The organism is Rhodanobacter sp. Soil_C_14 (genome assembly GCF_057657335.1).
The window spans coordinates 78,075-99,302 of record NZ_JBDGIQ010000005.1 but is presented as its reverse complement, the minus strand read 5'-3'; the positions used below and the strand labels follow the sequence as shown (position 1 = coordinate 99,302).

Below are 21,228 nucleotides of genomic sequence, written 5' to 3'. Positions count from 1 at the left end.
TCAGTCGCGCTGGAATACCGCCAGCTCGGGATGATTCAGGCTGAAGCCCTGCACCCGGTTCACGCCCAGTGCGGTCAGCGCCTGCACGGTCTCGGCGTCGGCCACCCATTCGGCGATCACTTCCAGTCCCAGTCGATGCCCGATGTCGGTCACCGCCTTGACCATCAGGTGACTGACCGGATCGGTGAGCATGTCGCGCACGAAGCTGCCGTCGATCTTGATGATGTCCAGCGGCAGGTTTTTCAGATAGGTGAACGAGGACATGCCCGCGCCGAAATCGTCCAGTGCGATGCGGCAACCAGCGCTGCGCAACAAGGCCATGCAGCGCACCACCTGGGACAGGTTGCGCACCGCCACGGTCTCGGTGATCTCGAAACACACCCGCGAAGGCTCCACCCGGTAGCGCTGCAGCAGTTCGATGATCCGGTCGACCAGGGCCGGGTCCTCGATGCTGGCGCCGGACAGGTTGATTGCCACCATGTCCAGCCGGTTGCCGGCCGGATGCAGCCGCTCGAAGTTGGCCAGCGTGGTCTCGATCACCCAGCGGTCGACCGACGGCATCAGGCCGTAACGCTCCGCCGCCGGCAGGAACACGCCGGGCACCACCAGCTGCCCGGACTCCTCGCGGAAGCGCAACAGCATCTCGATGCCGGGTTCGGCGCCGTCGCCCAGCGGCAGTGGCCACACTTCCTGGTAGGTGAGCTGCAGACGATGTTCGTCGACGGCCCAGCGCAGGCGGTTGGCCCACTCCATCTCGCTGCGCCGGCGCACTGTCTGGTCGTCGCGCTCGGAGTAGAAGTGCACGCGATTGCGGCCGGACTCCTTGGCCACGTAGCAGGCGGTGTCGGCCTGGGTCAGCAGATCCTTGGCCGAGATGCCGGCCGGCTCGGCGACCACGCCGCCGATGCTGGCACTGATCGTGTAGCTGCGCTGTTCCCAGATGAACACGTAGCCATCGATGCAGCGACGCACGCGTTCGGCGATCCGCTCCGCTTCCTGCGGGTCGGCCACCCGGGTCAGCAGCACCCCGAACTCGTCGCCGCCGAGCCGGGCCAGCACGTCGGTGCCGCCCAGTTGCTTGCGCATCACGATCGAAAGCTGGGCCAGCAGCTGATCGCCGGCGAGATGACCCGAGGTGTCGTTGATCAGCTTGAACTGATCGAGGTCGACGTACAGCAGCACGATGATCGGCGGGCCCGCCACGCCGGCCGCCAGCGAATCATGCAGGCGGCGCTCGAATTCGCGCCGGTTGTACAGATCGGTCAGGGCGTCGTGGCTGGCCTGGTGACTGAGCAGCTCGGTCAGCTGGCGCTGTTCGGTGATGTCGCTGGCCACCATCAGCAACTTGCCGACTCCGCCCAGCTCGATGCGCGAGATCGCCACGCTGGCCCAGAAATGCGCGCCAGCCGTGTTGTGCAGGCGCGCCTCGACCCGGCTGCAGCCGCGGGTTTCGGCATCGCTCAGCTGCCGGCGCAGGATCTCGTCGTCGAACAGGTCGGGCAGGCGCTGCTCGGTGACCTGGTCACCGAGGCGATCGCGCGAGGTGCGGTTCGCGTAGGTGATCCGGCCGCCATCGACTTCGGCCAGCAGCACCAGCGCGGGCAGCAATTCGTTCAGTGCGCGGAAGCGCTCCTCGCTCTCGCGATAGCGCCGGCTCATCTGCCAGCCCAGCTCGAGCGCGCGCTGCCGCGTCCCGACGATGGAGTACACCAGCAGGGCCAGCAGCAAGCTCACCAGCAAGCCGCCAGGCAGGGTCGACTGGCGCCAGTCGATCGCGGGAGGGGTAGTGTCGCGTGGCTGCATCACCACGTCCCAGACCCTGCCGCCGTAGGCCAGCCGACGCTCGAAGCGATAGCTGCCGCGAACCTCCGGTTTGCCGGGCATCGAATCGAACAGCGGCAGCACGTGGCCGGCTTCCGTCACGTCGGCCAGTTGCAGCCGCAGGTCGCGTCGCACGTCATCCTGCAGCACGCTGTCGATCAGCGTGCTGACGCGAAAGGACACGGCGATCGAGCCGCGCATGCGCTGGTGCCGTTGGGCGAGCGATTGCGGCGGGTCGCCCGGGCTGAACACGGGCAGGCGCAGGGTGATGCCGTCCTCGGTGCCGCTGGCGCCCCGCTGCTGCACCGGGCGAAACGGCGCGGACAGGGTGGCCTGGTCGCTGTCGCGCGAGGCCAGCAGGCCGGCCAGGTTGTTCGGCTGCGCTCCCACATCCAGGCCGATCACCGCCGCATTGCCGGTGCCGGGCTCGACCCATCGCGTCATGTAGCGCTCGCCCGCGCCATCCTGTTCGCGTTGCGCATAGGCCAGCGCCAGCAGGCTGGGAAATTGCTCGCGGGGGCGCAGGTTGGTGTAGAAATTCGCAAACTCGACCTGGGTCACCTGGTCCGACGCGAGGAACAGCGTCTGCACGGCGCGCAGCATCGCTTCGGCCGAATGCAGCTTGTCCTGCAGCGCCGCGAACGTCTTGTTGGCCAGTTCGCCACGAACGAAGGACTGCTCCGCCAGGCGGCGTTGCTGCTGCTGATGGTGCACGGACAGCGCCAGGGCCAGTCCGCCCAGCAGGACCAGCAGGCTCCACAGCCACGCGCTGAGCCGCCATGGCGATGGCTTGGCCAGCGACAGTCGGGCGTCATGGTCTTCCCGCTGATCCGCCCGGGCCGGGTCAAGCTCGTCGCGATCCATGTTTTCTGGCAGCTCCCCACGCGCAACGTCCGCAAGCGTCGATGGTACAAGAGCACCACGTGCTCTGACCGTTACGAGCCGCACACCCTCAGCGCTCGCGCGGTTTCGCGCGGTGCGTCGGCGTGGCGGTCCACGGATCATCGGGCCAGGGATGGCGCGGATAGCGGCCCTTCATTTCCTTCCTGACCTCGGGATAGGTGCGCTCCCAGAAGCCCTTCAGGTCCTGGGTCACCTGGATCGGTCGTCCCGCCGGCGACAGCAGGTGCAGGGTGACCGGCACGCGACCGCCGCCCACGCGCGGGGTGTCGGCCAGGCCGAACAACTCCTGCAGCTTCACCGCCAGCACCGGCGGTCCGTCTTCGGTGTACTCCAGCCGGCGCTGCTGGCCGCTGGGCACCACCAGGCTTTCCGGCGCCTGCGCATCCAGCATGCGACGCTGCTGGTGATCCAGACGCGACGCCAGCGCCTGGGACAGATCCTCCGGCCCCAGCGCATCGAGTCGATGACGTCCTGCCAGGCACGGCGCCAGCCAATCCTCCAGCGAAGCCAGCAAGGCGGTGCCGGAGACATCCGGCAAGCCAAGCTCGGGCATCCACTGGCGCAGGGCCTGCATCCGTGCGCGCAGGCGCCGCGCGTGATCACTCCACGGCAAACTGTCGACGCCCCGCGCGCGCACGGCGGCGAGCAGCGCGGGCAAGGCGTCGGACGGTTTCACCGGCACGCTGTGACGTTCCAGCACGATCGTGCCGAAACGCGATTCGTCGAAGGCCTCGGCGGCACCGCGCTGCTCGTTCCAGCGCAGGCTGCGTTCGCGGCTGAAGCGGGCCGGGAAATCGCGCTCCAGCACGCGCGGGTCCAGCGGCGCTGCCGCCAGGATCAGGCTGTCGCGACTGTCGCGGCGCAACTCGATGACGACCAGCCACGGCTCGCCCAGCAAGGCGGTGTTCTCGTGCAGGCGCGCGCCGCGGCCATTGGCCAGCGTGTAGCGCGTGGGGTTGCCGTCATCGCGGCGCGCCACCCGGTCGGGAAAGGCGTGCAGCAGCAGGTCGCCGACACTGTGGCTGTGCGGCACGCCACTGGCGGCGCTGCGCACGTCGAGGCGACGACGCCAACCCTTGCTGGCCTGCTCGATCGCCGCCAGCGCTCCGGCGTCCGCGTCGCGCGCCTGGGCACCGCGACGGTCGCGCCAGGCATGCAGCGCAGCGAGGCGCACACGCAGGTCATCGTTGCGCGCCTGTTCGCCGCGCATCGGCGAACGGGCATCCAGCAAGGCCAGCAGGTCGGCCACCAGCGCGTGCAACGGCGGCGGCGCACGCAGGGCGGCCGCCGCCATGCGCGGGCTGGCGCCGAGTTCGAGCATGCGCTTGCCCAACGCGGTGATGCGGCCATCGTCGCCGAGAGCACCCAGTTGCTGCAGCAGTTCGCGCGCCTGCGCCAGCGCGCCGGCCGGTGGCGGATCGAGCCAGGACAGGTCGGCGTCGCTGCTGGCGGTGATGCCCCAGGCCGCCAGTTCCAGCGCCAGCGAGGACAGCTCGGCCTGGGCGATCTCCGCGGTGCGCGCCGGTTCCAGCCGGCGGCTCTGCGGCCACAGCCGATACGCCGTGCCTTCGGCCACGCGACCGGCGCGGCCGGCGCGCTGGTCGGCCGAGGCCTGCGAGATGGTCACCGTTTCCAGCCGGGTGAAGCCGGAGTTCGGATCGAAACGCGGCTCGCGCGCCAGGCCGCTGTCGACCACCGCGCGAATGCCCGGCAAGGTGATGCTGGACTCGGCCACGTTGGTGGCCAGCACCACGCGGCGCAGGCCCGACTCCGCCGGCGCCAGCGCTGCCTGCTGATCGATCAGCGAGAGTTCGCCATGCAGGGCCAGCACGTCGACGTCGTCGCGCGTCAGGGTCTGCGCCAGCACCGCCTGCACGCGGGCGATCTCGCGGCGGCCGGGCAGGAAGGCCAGCACGTCGCCGTCGTTTTCCTCCAGCGCCTGGCGCACCACCCGTGCCAGCTGGTGTTCGATCGCCTCCTGCGTGCGCGCCGGCGGATGTTCGATGCGCACCGCGAAGCTGCGGCCGGGGCTGGACAGCCGCGGCGCGTCCAGCCACTGGGCGATGCGCTCGCCATCCAGCGTGGCCGACATCAGCAGCAGGCGCAGCCCGGGCCGCAAGGTGGCCTGCAGGTCCAGCGCCAGCGCGGCGCCGAGATCACCGGCGAGATGGCGTTCGTGGAATTCGTCGAACACGATCGCGCCGATGCCCGCCAGCTCCGGGTCATGCTGGATCAGCCGGGTCAGGATGCCCTCGGTGACCACCTCGATGCGGGTGGCCGCGCTCACCTTCGACTCGAAGCGGATGCGGTAGCCGACGGTCTGCCCGACCTCCTCGCCCAGCTGCCGCGCCATGAACTGCGCGGCCGAGCGCGCCGCGATCCGGCGCGGCTCCAGCATCACGATCTTCTGCCCGGCCAGCCAGTCGGCGTCGAGCAGGGCCAGCGGCACCTGGGTGGTCTTGCCCGCGCCCGGCGGCGCTTCCAGCACCAGCCGCGGATGCGTCGCCAGCGCGGCGACGATCTGCGGCAGCAGCGGGGTGATCGGGAAATTCGGCGTGGATGCAGTCATCCACGCGAATGATAGTGGCTGCAGGCGGAGCAGGCCCGGCCTGCTCCGCGAGGGCGTGGCGTTATGGCGACTTCACCGGTGCACGGCAATCGGCCAGGCGCTTGCGCGCCAGCTCCAGGCCCTTCGCATCCTGCGCATGCTGGCGTGCCTCGATGACCACCTGCCAGTTGCGTTCGCACAGCTCGCCATGATGCGTGCCCTGCTGCCACGACTGGATCGCCAGGTTCTGCGCGTTCAGATAGTCGCCCTTGCCCAGCGCCAGTTCCGCATGCTGCTGCATCTGTTCGGGCCAGCTCGGCGCCGGCGCCGGCGGCGACGGCACAGCTGGCAACGGCACGGTGGTGGCCGCTGCCGTGGGAACGAGTTCGCCCGACTTGCGCAGCGGGGTCAGCGATTCGAACTTGTTCTGGTAGTCGTCGGTGATCTGCTTGGCATCGGCGCCGCCGCGGATCACCCGCGGCGTGATCAGCACGATCAGCTCGGTGCGGTTGCGGCTGCGATTGGTGCTGCCGAACAACCGGCCCAGCACGGGGATGCGGTTGAGGCCGGGAATGCCGGTGTCGGTGTTGCCTTCGGCCTGCTCGATCAGGCCGCCCAGCAGCACGGTCTGGCCGCTCTGCACGGCCACCTGGGTGGCCAGCTTGCGCTGCGAGATCGCCGGGTTGCCATTGACCAGCGCCACCGTGCGGTCGGCCTGGCTCACTTCCTGGCTGATGTTCATGTAGACCAGGCCGCCGGGATTGATCCGCGGCTGCACGTTGAGGATCACGCCGGTGTTGAGGTACTTCACCTCGCTCTGGCTGGTCGTGTTGCCGAGACCCGAGTTCACGCTGACCGAATTGATCGGGATGCTGTTGCCGACCTGGATGCTCGCGGTCTGGTTGTTCATCACCACCATCGACGGCGCCGACAGCGTCTTGGTGTTGCCGCTGGTCTCCATCGCGCGCACGGCGACCTGCAGGTTGCTGTTGAGGAAGGAGTAGAAGAACGGCTCGCCACCGAACGCGTTGCCGCCCTGGCCCAGGCCGATCTGGCGATGGCGGTAGGGCTGGCCTGGCACGAGTACCGAGTTGCCGCTGTCGTCGCTGGTGGTGGTGCTGCCGGTGAGGCCTTCCAGGTACCACTGCACGCCGAACTGGAATTCGCCAGTGAGGTTCACTTCCAGGATGCGCGTCTCGATCTGCACCTGCATCGGCACGTTGTCGAGCTTGCTGATGGCCGATTTGATCTCTTCCCACTGCGAAGGCCGCGCGCGCACCAGCAGCTGGTTGTTGCTGTCGACCGAACTGATCCGCACGCTGCCGTCGCTGGAGCTGTACTGCTGGTCACCGGCGGCGTTGCCACCGGCGGCATTGCCGAAGCTGCTGCTCGAGGTGTTGCCGAAGCCGCCGCTGGTGCCGCTGCCGCCGGCATCCCGAGCGCTGCCCATGTTCAGGCCGCCATTGCTGTCGGTGCCATTGATGCCGCCACCGATGCCGCCGTTGCGCGAGCCATCCGCCGCGTTGCCGAAGCCGCCGGCGGTGCTGCCCATGCTGGTGCCGCTGGCGTTCTCGGCGCTGCCCAGGGTGGCGCCGGTGAGGCCCGGGCCCACCTGGCCGCCGCTGTCGCCGGTGCCGCCGCCACCGGCGCCGTTGGTGTAGATGTTGGCCAGGTAGCGGGCCAGGTCCGAGGCCTTGATGTTGCGCACGTCGTAGACGAACAGCTGGGGCTCGTTGCCACCGCCACGATCGATGCGGGCGATCCAGTCGCCCACTTCGCGCAGGTAGTCGGGCTGGGTGCTGATCACCACCAGCGCGTTGGTGCGCTCGATCGGGATGAAGCGCAGCATGCCGGCCAGCGGGGTGTCGCCGTGCACGCCGAACATGCCGTCCAGCTTGGGCATCAGGTCGCCGACCGTGGCGTACTGCAGGTTGAACACGCCCACCGACATGCCGCGCAGCCAGTCGACGTCGAAGGTGCGCACCATGCTCTGGTAGTTGGCCAGCTCCTGCGGCGTGCCCGACATCACCAGCAGGTTGCGCGCCGGGTCCGCCAGCAGGGTGGCGTCGGGCCGCGCGAACGGCTTGATCAGTTTCTGCATCTCGGTGGCCGAGATGTAGCGCAGCGGGAACAGCCGCGCCTGCAGCCCGCCCTGCGGCGCGGTGGCGCCCAGGCTGGGCACCAGGTTGCCGGCCACCGCATCCTTCTGCGGCATCACCACGTAGCCGCCGTCGCGATGCACCAGGGCATTGCCGGTCCAGCCCAGCAGGGTCTCGAGGATCGGCAGTGCCTGGCCGGCGTCGACCGGCTCGGAGGTGGAGAACGAGATGTTGCCCTGCACGCCGGGCACGATGGTGTAGTTCTGCTTCAGCAGGTCGCCGAGGATCGCCTTGACCACCGCCTGCACCGGCTGGTTCTCGAAGTTGAAGGTCACCGCGCCGCTGCCGCTGGCCGCCGGCCTGGGCGTGGCCAGCGCGTCGGGATGGATGAACTGGCCGCTGCCGTGGCTGATCTCGGGGCTCGCCGTGGCCTCGGTGCCACTGGCCACGCTGGTGTTCAACGGCAGCGGTGCCGGCACCGGGTTCTGCGTGCCGGCCATCGCCTCGCGCTGCAGGGCGCCGTCGTCATGCGGCTGCGGCAGGCTGGCGCAACCGGCCACGCCGACCACGAAGGCGAGCGTGGCGGCGCGCAGGGTTTGCTGGGTGAGCGTGCGGAACATGGATCAACGTACTCCTTCGTTGGCCGCGGCGGCGCGGGCGGCCCGACGTTTCTGGATATTCTGGCGCAGGCGCTCGGCCGGCGATTCGCGCGACGATTCGGGCGTGGCGCGGTTGGGCACCGGCGGCACCGGCGGCGCGGCGCGAGCCGGCGCGGTGCCTTCACCGTTGGCATTCCGGTCGGCGCCGCGCGGCGGGTCGATCGGCGCGCCGGCCGGCAGCTTCAGTTCGGTGCGACCGCCGGAGGCATCGAAGATGGCCGAACGGGCGCGCACCTCGACCAGCTTCACGCTGCCGTCGGGCAGCGATTCGCCTTCGCGCAGGCGCACTTCGCGATCGGCCTGGCGATCGTGCAGCAAGGCCATGCGCAATGCTGGCGTGAGGATCACGCCGGTGAGTTCGAGGTCGCCGAGCTGGCTGCCGCCATCGGCCGCGGAAGCCGTCGGCTTGCGGTCGGGTGCGAACAGCGGCTTCTGCCAGACCAGGGCGAACTGCTGCAGCGGCAACGGCTGCGGCAGGTTGGCGGGATTGCCGGCCGGCGGCAGCGGCGCGCGTGCGCGTGGCTCGTCCCAGTGCACGCCACGACCGACCCCCAGCAGCAGGGCCAGCAGCAGCGCCGCCAGCGCGATGGCGCCGAGCATCAGCCAGGGCGTGAGGCGACGCTGGGCGGCCGCGTTCATGGCGCCTCTCCCGGCGAAGTCGCCGGCGTGCCGGGCGATGCCGGCGCGACCCGTGCCGGCCGCACATAGCCGGACAGGGTGAACTGCACTTCCAGCGGCACGGCACCACCCTGCTGCGCGGCCACCGGATTGCGATAGATGCTGAGGTCGTCGATGAACAGATACGGCGTGCCCTGCTCCAGCGCCTGCATCACCGCGGCCAGCGGCTCGATGTCGCAGCTCAGGCTGATGCTCACCGCGGCCTTGCGATACGGTTCGCCGGCGGCCGGCGCGGGACTGGGCAGCGGCATCTTCTGGCTCACCGTGCACGATCCGCTGCCGGCATGCGCCGCGACCACGTCGACCACGCGCTGCATCAGGTCCGCCGAAGCGGTGTTGGGATCGTCCGCCGAGAGGAACGCGCTGCTGGCCGCCTGGCCGGCACCGAGCGCGGCGATCCGCTGCAGCAGCGCGGGCTTCTCGGCGATCGCGGCGGCGTAGCGGCTCTGCGTGTCGCGCAGGTCGGCCATCTCGCCGCGGATCTGCTGCAGTGGCGCCACGAACCACCAGTGCAGCAACACGAAATAGGCCAGCAGCAGCGCGAGCAGCAGCAGGAGCACCGCCGCGATGCGGCTGTCACGCCGGTTCATCGCCGCCAGCTTCATGGCGTGCCCCCGGCGCTCGCAGCATTCGGCGCGGGCTTCGGCTGGTTGACCCGGGCGGTGAGGTAGAAGCGCTCCTTGCCGGTGGTGGGATCGGGCTGGATGCTGCCCTGGAAACTGGCGTCGGTGATCAGGCGCGAATCCTTCAAGGTGTCGAGCAGTTTCGCGGCCTGCTGGCTCTGCCCCTGGAAGCCGATCTGGCCGGTGTTGTCCACGCTGAGGCGTTCCAGCCACGCGCTGTCGGGCAGGCGCGCGGTGGCGTCTTCGAGCACGCTGAGCATCGCCACGCTGTGCTTCTTGCGCTGGGCCAGGAAGCCGGCGGCGCCGGCGTTGTCCTGCAGTTGCTGGCGCAGCGCGGCCACCTGCTGCGCTTCGCCGCGCATGCCTTCGACATCCGTGCGCATCTGCTCCAGCGCCAGCTGCCGGTTGTGCAGCCATTCGCCCAGCATGCAGGCCAGCAACACCACCACGGCCGCGGCCAGCAGCAGGTTGAGCCGGCGCCGCGGATGCGCGTGGCACGGCACCTGCGCCGCCGGCAACAGGTTCACGCCGAGACGGCCATGGCCATCGGCCACGTCCACCGCGTCCACACTGATCGACTGTGCCTGCAGGCGCGCCAGCACGGGATCGAGGACGTCGCGGGTGACCACCACCAGTTCCGCGTTGAAGCGCCCGGGCGGCGCCGCCGTCGCCAGCTCGCGCACGGCGTGGTGCACTTGGGCCAGGTTGAACGGGGTCTGCCGGTCCATCTCGAAACCGGCCACCTGCATCAGGTTGTCGCGTGCCGCCAGCGGCAGGCTCAGCGTGCGCCGCAGCACCAGGGCGGATGGCAGCAACAGGGCCACGCGCAGATCCTCGCGATCGACGCGTTGCAGTGCATCGCGCAACGCCGCCGGCGGCTTGCCCGCGCCGTCGATGCCCGGCTCCGTTTCGTCCCAGCTCGACAGCAGCCCGGCGTGGCCGTTGCGGCGCAGATCCCAGCGGGCGCCGGCGCACTGCAGCAGGTACCAGTCGGCGCCGCTGCCGAAGGCGCCACGCCAGCGCGGCGGCAGCAGCGCGCGCAGCTCGCCACCCCACCAGTGCAGGAAACCCGGCAACGGCGAAGCACGCCAGCTGCGGCGTACGACATCGACTAGCGGCCGCAGTGACTGCGTTGCCGAACTCATTCCGCCTCCCCTTCCTGCCAGCGCAAGACGGCGTACGGTTGCGCCTGCCCCGCCTGCAGGCGAATCGTGGCGCGCAGGACCGCGCGCGTGCCGTCGGCCAGCGTAGCCTCGGACCGGATACTATGCGTTGTTCCGCTGCCCAGGACCAGCTGCGGGTCCTTCGCGTTCTGCTGCCGTGCAGCCTCGAGCTGCTGGCGCTGTTCCGGCGTCATCCCCGGGATCGCCGCCAGCGCCAGCGGCGGCGCGGTATTCGGATCGGGGCTGGAACTGCCGGACCAGATCGTCAGCGCCGGCGCCAGCAACCGGTACAGCGAGGGCGTGACGCCCAGCACCATCTGCAACTCCTCGACGCTGGCGAACGGGCCGTGGCGCGGACCGTAGTTTCTCCCGGCCGCCAGGTAGCCGGCCCGGGCGCTGGCGTCATCGCCCTCCACCGCCGGCAGGCTGCGCCAGTCGACCACCTGATCGACCAGCACCTTCGCCGGCGCAGGCTTCAAACCGGCCGCCTGGAACAGCGCCAGCAGCACCTCGGGCGAGGCCGCGTTGAGATCGACCTTGCCGCCTTCGTCGATCGCGCGCACGGTGATCGTCGCGTTGTCGTAGTGGAAGGTGTAGACCCGGCCATCGGCCATCCAGCGCTGCTTCGCCTGCGGGTCCTGCAGGGCATAGGCCGCCCGCATCAGGCCGGCCTCGGCCGCGTAGTGCGCCTGGGTCTGGGCAAACTGGTAACGCGCCTGCAGGCCCTCGGTGCGCGCCAGCGCGGCATAACCGCCGAGCAGGATCGCCAGCAGGGTGCACGCCCACAACACCAGCAGCAGCGCGACGCCGCGCTGACGCCCGTGCAGGTGTGGCGCCGCCCGCCTCATCGCAGGCTCCCGCCGCGCAGGCCCATGCGCACCAGTCCGGCCGGCGAGGCGTTCACCCGCAGCGGCACCTCGAGCTGCGGCCACTCGACGGTGCCGTTCACCTGCAGCTCGACCCGCACCAGTTGCGGCAGCACGCGGCCGTCGGCCCAGGTCGGCGACCACGCCACCGCGGCACCTTTCGAATCGACGCCGCGATAGCTGAAGCTGCCGCTGCTGACGTGGTCGACCAGCACCTGCGGATCGCCCAGCGCCTGCGGAGGCTGGCCATCGGGCGGCAGCAAGGCCAGGCTGAGTTCCAGCCGCTGGCCGCCATGATTGTCGTCGACCAGGCGCAGCTGCTGCAGTTGCGGACCGAGCTTGCCCAGGTAACCGGGCAGCGGCGCCACGTAGCGCATCTCCCGGGCACTGCCGACGAAGTAGACCGGTTCGCCGTGATCGGTGCGATCGATCGGCTGGGCCAGGCTCTGCGCCAGTTCGCGGCGCAGAAACTGCTGGGCCGAGCGCACCTGGTCCAGCCGCTCGATCGCCGCCGTGCCGGAGCGCACGCTGTGCGTGGCAGTGCGGATGCCCGAATACACGCCGACCAGCAACAAGGCCAGCAGCACCAGCGAGGCGAGCACTTCCAGCAGGGTGAAACCGGCCTGCCGTTTCATGGTCCGGCCTGCGCCTGGCCCGAGGCCAGTGGACCACCCAGCCGCAGGGTGCGGAAGTGGGCCGCCCGCGGATGGGCCTGCGGCCCCCACGAGACGGTGAGGTCGAGCTGGTACAGCTGCAGCGGCGCGCCCGGTACCGCGGGGCCGCCCGTGTTCCACGGCCGTACGTCGAGCTGCCAGCGGTACTGCGTATCGAAGCGGCCGGAACGATTGCCCGGCTTCACCGCCTCGCCCACGAAGGCGCTGTCCAGCAGGCTGCGCGCACGCATCGCCGCCTGGCTGTATTCCGCCGCGTTGTGGGTCAGGCCGATCGACGCGCCGGCCACCTTCATCAAGGCGGTGAACGCGATCGCCAGCAGCATGATCGCGGCGATCACTTCCAGCAGGCTGAAGCCGCGTTGGCGCCGGGAATGGGGAATCGGGAATGGGGAACGGCAAAGGCGGGCAGCCGGCGCTGGCGCGCCTGGCCGATTCCCGAATCCCGAATCCCGATTCCCGGGTTTCATCGGGAAGCCACCGCATCGACCACCCGCACTTCGCCGGTCAGCCACGACACGTTGACGTGCCACTCGCGCTGGCCGCTGTGCAAGGTGATGCGGCCACCGGTGGAGCTGCCGTCGGGGAAGAAGCGGATGCGTCCGGTGTGGTCGTTCGGCTGGTCTTCCTTCGCACTGGTGATGCTGATGTGCATGCCGACGGGCAGTTGCACGTCGTGCCGCTTCGCATCGTCGTAGCTGTTCGCCCGGGTATCGACGTCGAAGTGCTGCTCCTGCCCGCGCACGATCGCCTGCGCCCGGGTCGCGCGCAGCGCGCCGGCCAGTTCACCGCTGGCCGCGCGCACCCGCGCACTGGCCAGGCCCTGCGTCACCGACACCGACACCGCCGCCACCGCGATCCCGATCAGCAGGATCACCGCCAGCATTTCGAGCAGGGTGAAGCCCCCGCTCTTATGAAACAAAGCGCTTCTTGCCTTCGCCTCCTCCCCCGCTCCGCGGGGGAGGATTGAGGAGGGGGCAGCGCACCCCGCGCGCGGGGAACGGGAAACAGGGAACAGGGAATGGGCAGAGCAGGCAAGCGTGTGAGCGCACGCTTTTCCGATTCCCGATTCCCCATTCCCGATTCCCGGCTTCATTGCCAGTTGCCCACGTCCTTGCTGTAGCCGTCGCCGCCGGGCTTGCCGTCCTGGCCGTAGAAGATCAGGTCGAAGCTGCCGTTCTGGCCCGGATACTGGTAGCCGAAGGCATGGCCCCACGGGTCCTTCAGTTCGGAGGCCTTGGCATAGGGACCCTGCCAGTTCGCCGCGTTCGGCGGCCGGGTCACCAGGCCGTCGAGCTGCTGCGGCGGAGTGCCGTTGTCCAGCGCGTAGTTCTCGATCTTCTGGCTCAGCGTCATCAGCTGCGACTTGCCGGCGCCGTACTTGCCCTTGTCGACGTTCTTGCCGACCTGGGTCACCACCACCGCGCCGATGATGCCGATCAGCACGATCACCGCGAGCATTTCGAGCAGGGTGAAGCCCCCGCTCTTATGAAACAAGGCGCTTCTTGCCTTCGCCTCCTCCCCCGCTCCGCGGGGGAGGATTGAGGAGGGGGCAACGCCACGCGCGCGCCCGTGAATGGGGAATGGGGAATGGGGAATGGGGCAAGTAAATGCCGCGGCCTTGCGGGCTCCTACCATTCCCCATTCCCCATTCCCGATTCCCTGCCCCACGAATTCCAAAAACTTCACCATTGCCTTGCTCCTCGGTTACTGAATATTGCTGGTCAGACTCAACAGCGGCAGCAGGATCGCGGCCATGATGATCGCCACAAGCACGGTCATCACGATGGTCAGCGCCGGAACCAGTGCAGCCAGCAAACGATCGATCGCGCGTTTGGACTCAAGTTCAAACGTGTCGGCGACTTTCAGCAGCATGGTGTCGAGCTGGCCGGCTTCCTCGCCGACCTGCACCATCTGCATCGCCAGTCGGGGAAACAGTTTCGACTGGCCCAGCGCCAGACTCAGGCCCGCGCCGCCCTTGACCTGTTCCTGCGCCGCGGCCAGCGCCGCGTCGAGCGCGCGGTTGCCGGTGACCTGGCGCGCGATGCTCAGCGCATTCAGCAGCGGCACGCCGTTCTTCAGCAAGGTGCCCAGGGTGCGGGCGATCCGCGCCGTCTCCACCTTCAGCAGCAGCGGCCCGACCAGGCGCATGTGCAGCAGGCGGGCATGCCAGGCCTGCCGCGCAGCGGGATCGCGCAGGTGCGCGCGCCAGCCGAACAGGCCGCCGCCGAGCAGCAGCAGGATCAGCCACCACCAGGCCTGCAGCGTGTTGCCCACGGTCAGCACGGCCTGGGTGATCCACGGAATCGGTACCTGCATGTCCTCGAAGATAGGCACGAACTGCGGCACTACGTAGGCCAGCAGCAGCACCAGCGAACCGAGCACGCCGACCAGCAGGAAGGCCGGGTAGATCAGCGCATTGACGATGCTGCCGCGCATCGCCTGGGCGCGCTCGAGGTAGTCGGCCAGCCGGCGCAGGGTTTCCTCCAGCGAGCCGCCCGCTTCGCCGGCGCGCACCAGGCTCACGTAGAGCTTGGGAAACACGCCGTGTTCCTCGTCGAGCGCGGAGGACAGCGTGTTGCCGCCCCGCACGCGATCGCGCACGCGTTCGATCAGCTTCTTCGCGTGCTCGCCCTCGGGCAGGTCGAGCAGGATGCCCAGCGCGCGGTCCAGCGGCTGGCCGGCGCCCAGCAGGGTCGCCAGCTGATGGGTGAACTGGGCCAGCTGGTCGCCGTTGAACGGCCCGCGCTTGAACAGCGCGGCAAACCCGCTGCCACCGCCCGCACCATCGGCCGGCAGCGCTTCCAGCGGCGTGTGGCCCTGATCCTGCAGCCGGCCGATCACTTCGTCGACGCTGGCCGCTTCCATCTGCCCCTGCAGCGTCTCGCCGGCGTCGTTGACCGCCTTGTAACGGAACTGCGCCACCTCAGCCTTCCTGCGTCACGCGCAGGACCTCTTCCAGCGTGGTGATGCCGGCCACGGCCTTGGCGATGCCGTCCTCGTACATCGTGCGCATGCCTTCGGCACGGGCCTGCTTTTCGATGTCGCCCTCGTTGGCGCGCTGCATGACGAGCCTGCGCAGCGGATCGCTCATGGTGAGGAATTCCATGATCGCGCGACGGCCCCGATAGCCGCTGGGATTCGCCGCGCTGGTGCCGGGCCTCCACAAACGGATCGGGCGTTCGTCGGTGTATTTCTCCAGCTCGAACTGTTCGATCACCTCGGGCAACGCCTCGTAGGCAATCGCGGTTTCCGGATCGAGCCGGCGCACCAGTCGCTGCGCCAGGATGCCGTTGATGGTGGAGCCGAGCAGGTAATCCTCCACGCCCATGTCGAGCAGGCGGGTGACGCCGCCGGCGGCGGAGTTGGTGTGCAGCGTGGACAGCACCAGGTGACCGGTGAGCGCGGACTGGATCGCGATGCGGCAGGTCTCCAGGTCGCGCATTTCGCCGATCATGATCACGTCCGGGTCCTGGCGCATGATCGAGCGCAGGGCGCCTGAGAAATCCAGCCCGATCTGCGGCTTCACCTGGATCTGGTTGATGCCTTCGAGCTGGTATTCGACCGGGTCCTCGACGGTGATGATCTTCACGTCGTTGGTGTTGATCTGGCTCAGCGCGGTGTACAGCGTGGTGGTCTTGCCCGAACCGGTGGGGCCGGTGACCAGCAGGATGCCATGCGGCTTGTTCAGCACCTCGACGAAGCGCTGCTTGAAACTGTCGGTGAAGCCCAGCGATTCGAAATCGAACACCACCGATTCGCGGTCCAGGATGCGCATCACCACCGATTCGCCGAAGCTGGTCGGCACGGTGGACACGCGCAGGTCGAGCTCCTTGCCCTGCACGCGCAACTGGATGCGGCCGTCCTGCGGCAGGCGGCGCTCGGCGATGTTGAGCCGCGCCATGATCTTCACGCGCGAGATCACCGCGGCGGTCGACGACGACGGCGGCGCTTCCACTTCGTGCAATACGCCATCGATGCGGTAACGCACCTTCAGCCGGTTTTCGAACGGTTCGATATGGACGTCCGAAGCGCGCTGCTCCACCGCGCGCTGAAGAATGAGATTGACCAGCCGGATGACGGGAGCCTCGGAGGCGAGGTCGCGCAGGTGTTCGACGTCGTCCTCCTCGGCGGCGCTGCCGTCGAGGTTCTCCACGATGGTGCCCATCGCCGAACGGCCGGAACCGTAATAGCGCTCGATCAGGCCGTCGATTTCCGAACGCAGGCCCACCCGCAATGCCACCGGGCGCCCGGCGGCCAGCTGCACCGCCTGCAATGGATACGGATCGGCGGGATCGGCGACGATCAACGCCAGCCCGTGGGCTTCGTCCTGCACCGGCACCACGTGCTGCTGCTTGAGGAAACGCAGCGACACGTCGAGATCGGCCGGCGGCAGTTCCGGCGCATCGCGCGCGGACAGCAGCGGCACCTGCAGCAGCTCGGCCCAGCCCTCGGCCAGGTCGCGCTCGGACACCAGGCCAAGACGCGCCATCAGCGTGGTCAGCGTGCCCTCGGCCGACTCCTCGTGCAGCCGGCGCGCGCGCACCAGATCGCCTTCCTTCAGGCGACCACGCGCCACCAGCCACGCGCAGACTTCCGCCTCGCGATCCTCCACGGCCATGCCAGCCCCGCCGACCGCCGGCTCAATCACTGCCGACATCCTCCACCCCGCTTGAGTGCACGCGAAACCGTCGACGCCCCAGGGCGAAAACGGCAAACGTCATAGGTATCACATCCGGCCGGGCGCACGCGAATGGCCCGGGATTCGGCCCGCATGCCGTTCATCTCGGGCGCGGCCCTCCATTGTGCCGAGTTCACCGGCGCAATGGCGGCATCGCGCCTAGGAAAAATTCCTGTTCGGCACTGTTTCGGTTGCCAGGCCGACAAGTTCCTTCGAAACTGCCGAAGCCGTCGCAAAGTCATCGCCCCGCACCGGGGTATGACTGACCTGTCATTGCGCCGTCACGGACAGTGGTCAGGTTCCGGGAGGGGGAATCCGCCATCACATCGAGGGGAATCACGTCATGATGCCTATGCGTCGCGCCGCGGGAATGGCGCTGTGTCTGTTTGCCGCGGCGCTACCCGCGCTGGCCGCGGATCTCACGATCAGCAATTTCCGCGTACGCGGACCGTCCGGCGGCAACGACGAATTCGTCGAGCTGCACAACGGTTCGCCCAGTGCGCTCGATGTGGGCGGCTACACCCTGCTCGGCTCGAACGACAGCGGCACCACCGGCACGCGTGCGACGCTGCCGTCGGGCACGTCGATCGCGCCGGGCTGCTACCTGTTGCTGACCAATGGCGCCAGCAGCGGCTATTCCGGCAGCGTGGGCGGCGACGTGATCTACAAGACTGGCATCACCGACACCGGCGGCCTGGCGATCGCCGATGCCGGCGGCACGGTGCTGGACCAGGTCGGCCTCAGCGGCGGCTCGGCCTATGGCGAAGGCACGCGGCTGGCCTCGCTGGGCTCGACCAATGCCGACCGCTCGTATGCCCGCATCAGCAACGCGGCCGGGCTGGTGCAGGACACCGGCGACAACGCGGCGGACTTCAGCCTGCAGTCGCCCTCGGTGCCGCACAACGCCGGCAGCAGCTGTTCGGACCTCGGCCTCGGCGTGTCGGTGGCCGATGCGGTGATCAATGAAGGCGACAGCGGCACCACCGCGCTCGACTTCAGCCTCACCCTGAGCAAGCCGGCACCGTCGCCGGTGCAGGTGCGCTTCCGCACGGCCGATGGCGCCGCCACCGTGGCCGATGGCGACTACGACGCGGTGGACCAGGTGGTGACCTTCGCCGCCGGTGACACGGTGCAGAAGGTCACCGTCACCGTGCACGGCGACACGAAGATCGAACCCGACGAGGATTTCGCGGTGCAGCTGAGCGAGCCGTCCAGCGGCCTCGCGATTGCCCGCGGCGAGGCGATCGGCGGCATCCTCAACGACGATGCGGCCCAGGTCGAGATCTTCCAGATCCAGGGCAACGGTGACAGCTCGCCGTTCACCGGCCAGCCGGTGATCACCCGCAACAACATCGTCACCAGCGTCGGCCCGGCCGGCTTCACCATGCAGACGCCGGATCGCCGCGACGACCACGTCCGGCTGACCTCGAACGGCGTGTACGTGTTCACCGGCAGCGCACCGACAGTGAAAGTCGGTGACGCGGTGGACGTGCGTGCCCGCGTGGCCGAGTACTACGGGCTGACCGAACTGACCGGCGCCAGCATCAGCGTGCTCAGCTCGGGCAACCGGCTGCCACAGCCGGTGCTGTTCGGTCGCAACCTGCCGTCGACCGATCCGGCGAACCTGTCCTGCGGCACGACCAATTTCGAATGCTTCGAGGGCATGCGCATCCTGATCGTCAACGGCATCGTCGATCGCGGCAACCAGCGCTACGGCAACGATCCCTTCGCCGAGGTCTTCGTCAGTGCCGGCGGCAGTCGTTCGCTGCGTTCGCAGGGCGTCACTTTCGGCCTGCCGGCCTCGGACATCCACTCCGGCGTGTGGGACGGCAACCCGGAAGTCTTCGAGATGGACGCCGATGCCCTCGGCGCGGTGCCGACCGGCACCGGGATCAACGGCGGCGCGCGGTTCATCGCCGAAGGCGTGATGAGCTACAGCTTCGGCGACTACGACTTCCAGCCGACCATGCTGCACATCCTCGATGCCAACACGATGCCGCGCCCCGTGCATGATCAGCGGGGCCCGGATGGCCTGCGCGTGGGCAACCTCAACATGCTGCGGCTATGCGACACCGATGGCGGCAACAGCACCTACGAGTGCGGTGATGAAGGCACGCCGACGGCGGACGAACTGCAGCTCAAGCTGCAGCGCCTGTCCGCCTACATCGGCGGCGTGCTGAAACTGCCCGACGTGCTGGGCGCCGAGGAGGTGGAAAACCTGCCCGTGCTCGAACAGCTGGCCGCGCAACTGAACAGCGACTACGGCGTGCACTACTCCGCGCACCTGGTCGACGGCCACGATCCCAGCGGCATCGACGTGGGCTTCCTGGTGCAGGACGACCGGGTGCAGATCGCCAGCGTGAGCCAGCTTGGCTACGACGCGACCTGGGTGGACCCTGGCACCGGCCAGTCGGCCTATCTGCACGACCGTCCGCCGTTGCTGCTCGAAGGCACCAAACTGGGCAAGGGCAGCTTCTCGTTCCGCCTGATGGTGGTGCACCCGAAGTCGCTGATCGGCGTCGATGGCGGGGCGGATGCCACGCGCAACCGCCTCAAGCGCTTCAACGGCGCGGTGGACATCGCCCAGCGCGTGCAGGCGCTGCAGACCGACGCGAAGTCCGCTTTCGAACCGCTGGTCGTGCTGGGCGACTTCAACGCCTACCCGTTCACCGACGGCTGGACCGACGTGGTCGGCGCGATCGCCGGCACCTACGACGACAGCGCCAACCTGCTCGATCTCGGCGGCAACATCGTGAAGCCGGCCTTGTGGAACGCGGTGCAGTCGGTGGCCCCCAACGACCGTTACTCGTTCCTGTTCACCCAGCAGCTTGGCGAGATCCAGGGCTACCAGAGCACCGGCTCGTTCGACTCCGGCCGCGATGTTCCGGTGGCCCAGGTGCTCGACCAGGCGTTGCTTGATCGCCTCGCCCAGCGCTGCTTCCGCGGTTTCGAATACGGCCGCGGCAATCTCGATGCTCCCGACCAGACCCAGGATGACGCGGCAGGCGAAACCGGCCTGCGCAAGGCCATCGGGGTTTCCGACCACGACGGCTTCGTGCTCGACCTGGCCTGCCCCGGACTGGCGCACGGGCACCACTGAGGTTTCATCGCGTCACGGCAGAAAGGCCCGCCTCGGCGGGCCTTTCCTTTTTCGCCCCCGAAGCGACCTCCTTCATGGCGACGTACGCATGGCGGCGCGGAAGCGTGATCGCTGCCTCGCGCGACGGCGGTGGACCTCGGCCACAAGGGAAACCGGCGCCACGTGGGCGCCGGTTTCTGTCGTGCATGTCCGGGCCCGTATCGCCGGCCCGGCGGCCTGATTTACCAGCCGAAGCCCACGCCCACGCCACCGGAGGTTTCGCTGCCGCTGACCGCCGCACCGAAGGTCAGGTTGGCCTTCGGCGACAACTGCCGCGAGTAGCCCACCGCCAGTGCTGCATGGTCACCGTAGCCACCCATGCCCACACCCACCCGGTTCGGCGTGTTGATGCCCTGGGTGCTGAACGCCATCTGCGCCATCGCCGCGCCCATCGCGCCAACCTGGTTCACGCGCTTGTCCATGGCGCGGAAGCGGTTGTTGGTGTCGTTGCGCAGCGAGTTCACGTCCGCCGTGCTGGCGATGTTGGCGAACTTCTGGTCGGTGTACGCATTGGCGCTCTGCAGGGTCTGCTGGGCGTTGGCGTCGCTGTAGTCCTTCGCGCTGACCAGGGCTTGCTGCACCTGACCGTAGTTCGCCGCGTCGGTGGCCTGGGTACCGGCCGCCACGTTGGTGATCTGGCGGTTGTTTGCCGCCGTGCCCACCGACACCGTGTTGGCGCGATCAGCCAGCGAGCCCTGGCCCAGGGCCACCGCACCGGCCGCCGTGGCCGAACTGCCCTGGCCGATCGCCGTGCCCGACGCCGCGCTCACCGACGCGCCTTCGCCGACCGCCACCGCGTTGGTCGCCGTCGCCGCGATGGTGGTGTTGGCACCCACCGCGGTGCTGCCATCGGCATTCACCTTCGCATTGCCGCCGATGGCGGTGTCGTTCGGGCCCGCCGCGTAGCTGTCGCCGCCGATCGCCGTGCCATGGTCACCGCCCACCTCGGCATTCGAGCCGATCGCCACGCCACGCGAGCCGGCCAGCACCGAGGCGTCGTCGCTGCCATCGCCCACGGTGTCGATGCCGATCGCGCCCAGTTCCGCCGTGCTCTGCTGCAGGTCGCCGAGCTGTCCCTCGATCGTGTCGACCCGGCCATCCAGTGAACTGATGGCGGCGGTGTTCGTGGCGATGTCGGCCGTATTGGTGGCGATGTCCGCGGTGTTGGTCGCGATGGCGGCGGTATTCGTGGCAATCGCCGCCGTGTTGGCGCTCACGTCCGAGCCCGTCTGCGTCACCTGCGTCTGCACCGCTTCCAGCTGACCCAGGTTCACCGCATCCGTGGCCTCGGTGCCGGCAGCCACGTTGGTGATCTGGCGCTCGGAACCGGCACTGCCCACGGAGACCGTGTTGGCCCGGTCAGCCAATGACTGCGCA

15 protein-coding genes are annotated in these 21,228 nt (G+C 69.0%); 1 reads left to right on the top strand and 14 read right to left on the bottom strand.

The features are described 5' to 3' along the window. From AC3A56_RS12980 to gspE, 13 genes are all read right to left on the bottom strand, one after another. Positions 1 to 2,685, bottom strand: coding sequence for a bifunctional diguanylate cyclase/phosphodiesterase (locus AC3A56_RS12980; RefSeq protein WP_487770609.1), 2,685 nt, complete (start codon positions 2,683 to 2,685; stop codon positions 1 to 3). 88 nt (positions 2,686 to 2,773) lie between these two features. Continuing rightward, positions 2,774 to 5,293: an ATP-dependent helicase HrpB gene (gene hrpB / locus AC3A56_RS12975; protein ID WP_487770608.1), complete on the bottom strand. Its 2,520-nt coding sequence runs from the start codon at positions 5,291 to 5,293 to the stop codon at positions 2,774 to 2,776. 61 nt (positions 5,294 to 5,354) lie between these two features. Continuing rightward, positions 5,355 to 7,991, bottom strand: coding sequence for a type II secretion system secretin GspD (gspD, locus tag AC3A56_RS12970; protein WP_487770607.1), 2,637 nt, complete (start codon positions 7,989 to 7,991; stop codon positions 5,355 to 5,357). Between the two features lie 3 nt (positions 7,992 to 7,994). Then, positions 7,995 to 8,669 (bottom strand): general secretion pathway protein GspN, encoded by a 675-nt coding sequence (locus AC3A56_RS12965; protein WP_056715037.1) that lies wholly within the window; start codon positions 8,667 to 8,669, stop codon positions 7,995 to 7,997. Further along, complete coding sequence (gene gspM, locus AC3A56_RS12960) at positions 8,666 to 9,313, bottom strand: type II secretion system protein GspM (RefSeq protein WP_487770606.1); 648 nt, start codon at positions 9,311 to 9,313, stop codon at positions 8,666 to 8,668. Before gspM ends, AC3A56_RS12965 begins: the two co-directional genes overlap by 4 nt. Beyond that, entirely contained in the window at positions 9,310 to 10,476 is a 1,167-nt protein-coding gene (locus tag AC3A56_RS12955) for a PilN domain-containing protein (RefSeq protein WP_487770605.1), read from the bottom strand. Before AC3A56_RS12955 ends, gspM begins: the two co-directional genes overlap by 4 nt. Then, complete coding sequence (locus AC3A56_RS12950) at positions 10,473 to 11,342, bottom strand: type II secretion system minor pseudopilin (RefSeq protein WP_487770604.1); 870 nt, start codon at positions 11,340 to 11,342, stop codon at positions 10,473 to 10,475. Before AC3A56_RS12950 ends, AC3A56_RS12955 begins: the two co-directional genes overlap by 4 nt. Continuing rightward, on the bottom strand, positions 11,339 to 11,995 hold the full coding sequence (locus AC3A56_RS12945; protein WP_487770603.1) for a type II secretion system protein GspJ: 657 nt from the start codon (positions 11,993 to 11,995) through the stop codon (positions 11,339 to 11,341). Before AC3A56_RS12945 ends, AC3A56_RS12950 begins: the two co-directional genes overlap by 4 nt. Further along, positions 11,992 to 12,414, bottom strand: coding sequence for a type IV pilus modification PilV family protein (locus AC3A56_RS12940; RefSeq protein WP_487770745.1), 423 nt, complete (start codon positions 12,412 to 12,414; stop codon positions 11,992 to 11,994). Before AC3A56_RS12940 ends, AC3A56_RS12945 begins: the two co-directional genes overlap by 4 nt. An 83-nt stretch (positions 12,415 to 12,497) precedes the next feature. Further along, a complete protein-coding gene (locus tag AC3A56_RS12935; RefSeq protein WP_487770602.1) occupies positions 12,498 to 12,953 on the bottom strand; it encodes a GspH/FimT family pseudopilin in 456 nt (151 codons plus the stop codon). A gap of 170 nt (positions 12,954 to 13,123) precedes the next feature. Further along, a complete protein-coding gene (gspG, locus tag AC3A56_RS12930) occupies positions 13,124 to 13,528 on the bottom strand; it encodes a type II secretion system major pseudopilin GspG (RefSeq protein WP_157581975.1) in 405 nt (134 codons plus the stop codon). A 210-nt stretch (positions 13,529 to 13,738) separates the two neighbouring features. Beyond that, a complete protein-coding gene (gspF, locus tag AC3A56_RS12925) occupies positions 13,739 to 14,956 on the bottom strand; it encodes a type II secretion system inner membrane protein GspF (protein WP_487770601.1) in 1,218 nt (405 codons plus the stop codon). A gap of 1 nt (position 14,957) precedes the next feature. Beyond that, positions 14,958 to 16,691, bottom strand: coding sequence for a type II secretion system ATPase GspE (gene gspE, locus AC3A56_RS12920; RefSeq protein ID WP_487770600.1), 1,734 nt, complete (start codon positions 16,689 to 16,691; stop codon positions 14,958 to 14,960). Between the two features lie 364 nt (positions 16,692 to 17,055). Between gspE and AC3A56_RS12915 the strand changes: the two genes are divergently transcribed. Beyond that, entirely contained in the window at positions 17,056 to 19,812 is a 2,757-nt protein-coding gene (locus AC3A56_RS12915) for a Calx-beta domain-containing protein (protein WP_487770599.1), read from the top strand. A gap of 221 nt (positions 19,813 to 20,033) precedes the next feature. On the opposite strand, the gene AC3A56_RS12910 is transcribed toward AC3A56_RS12915, so the two are convergent. Then, positions 20,034 to 21,228, bottom strand: a 1,195-nt coding sequence (locus AC3A56_RS12910; RefSeq protein ID WP_487770598.1) for a YadA-like family protein, incomplete at its 5' end; no start/stop codon positions are given.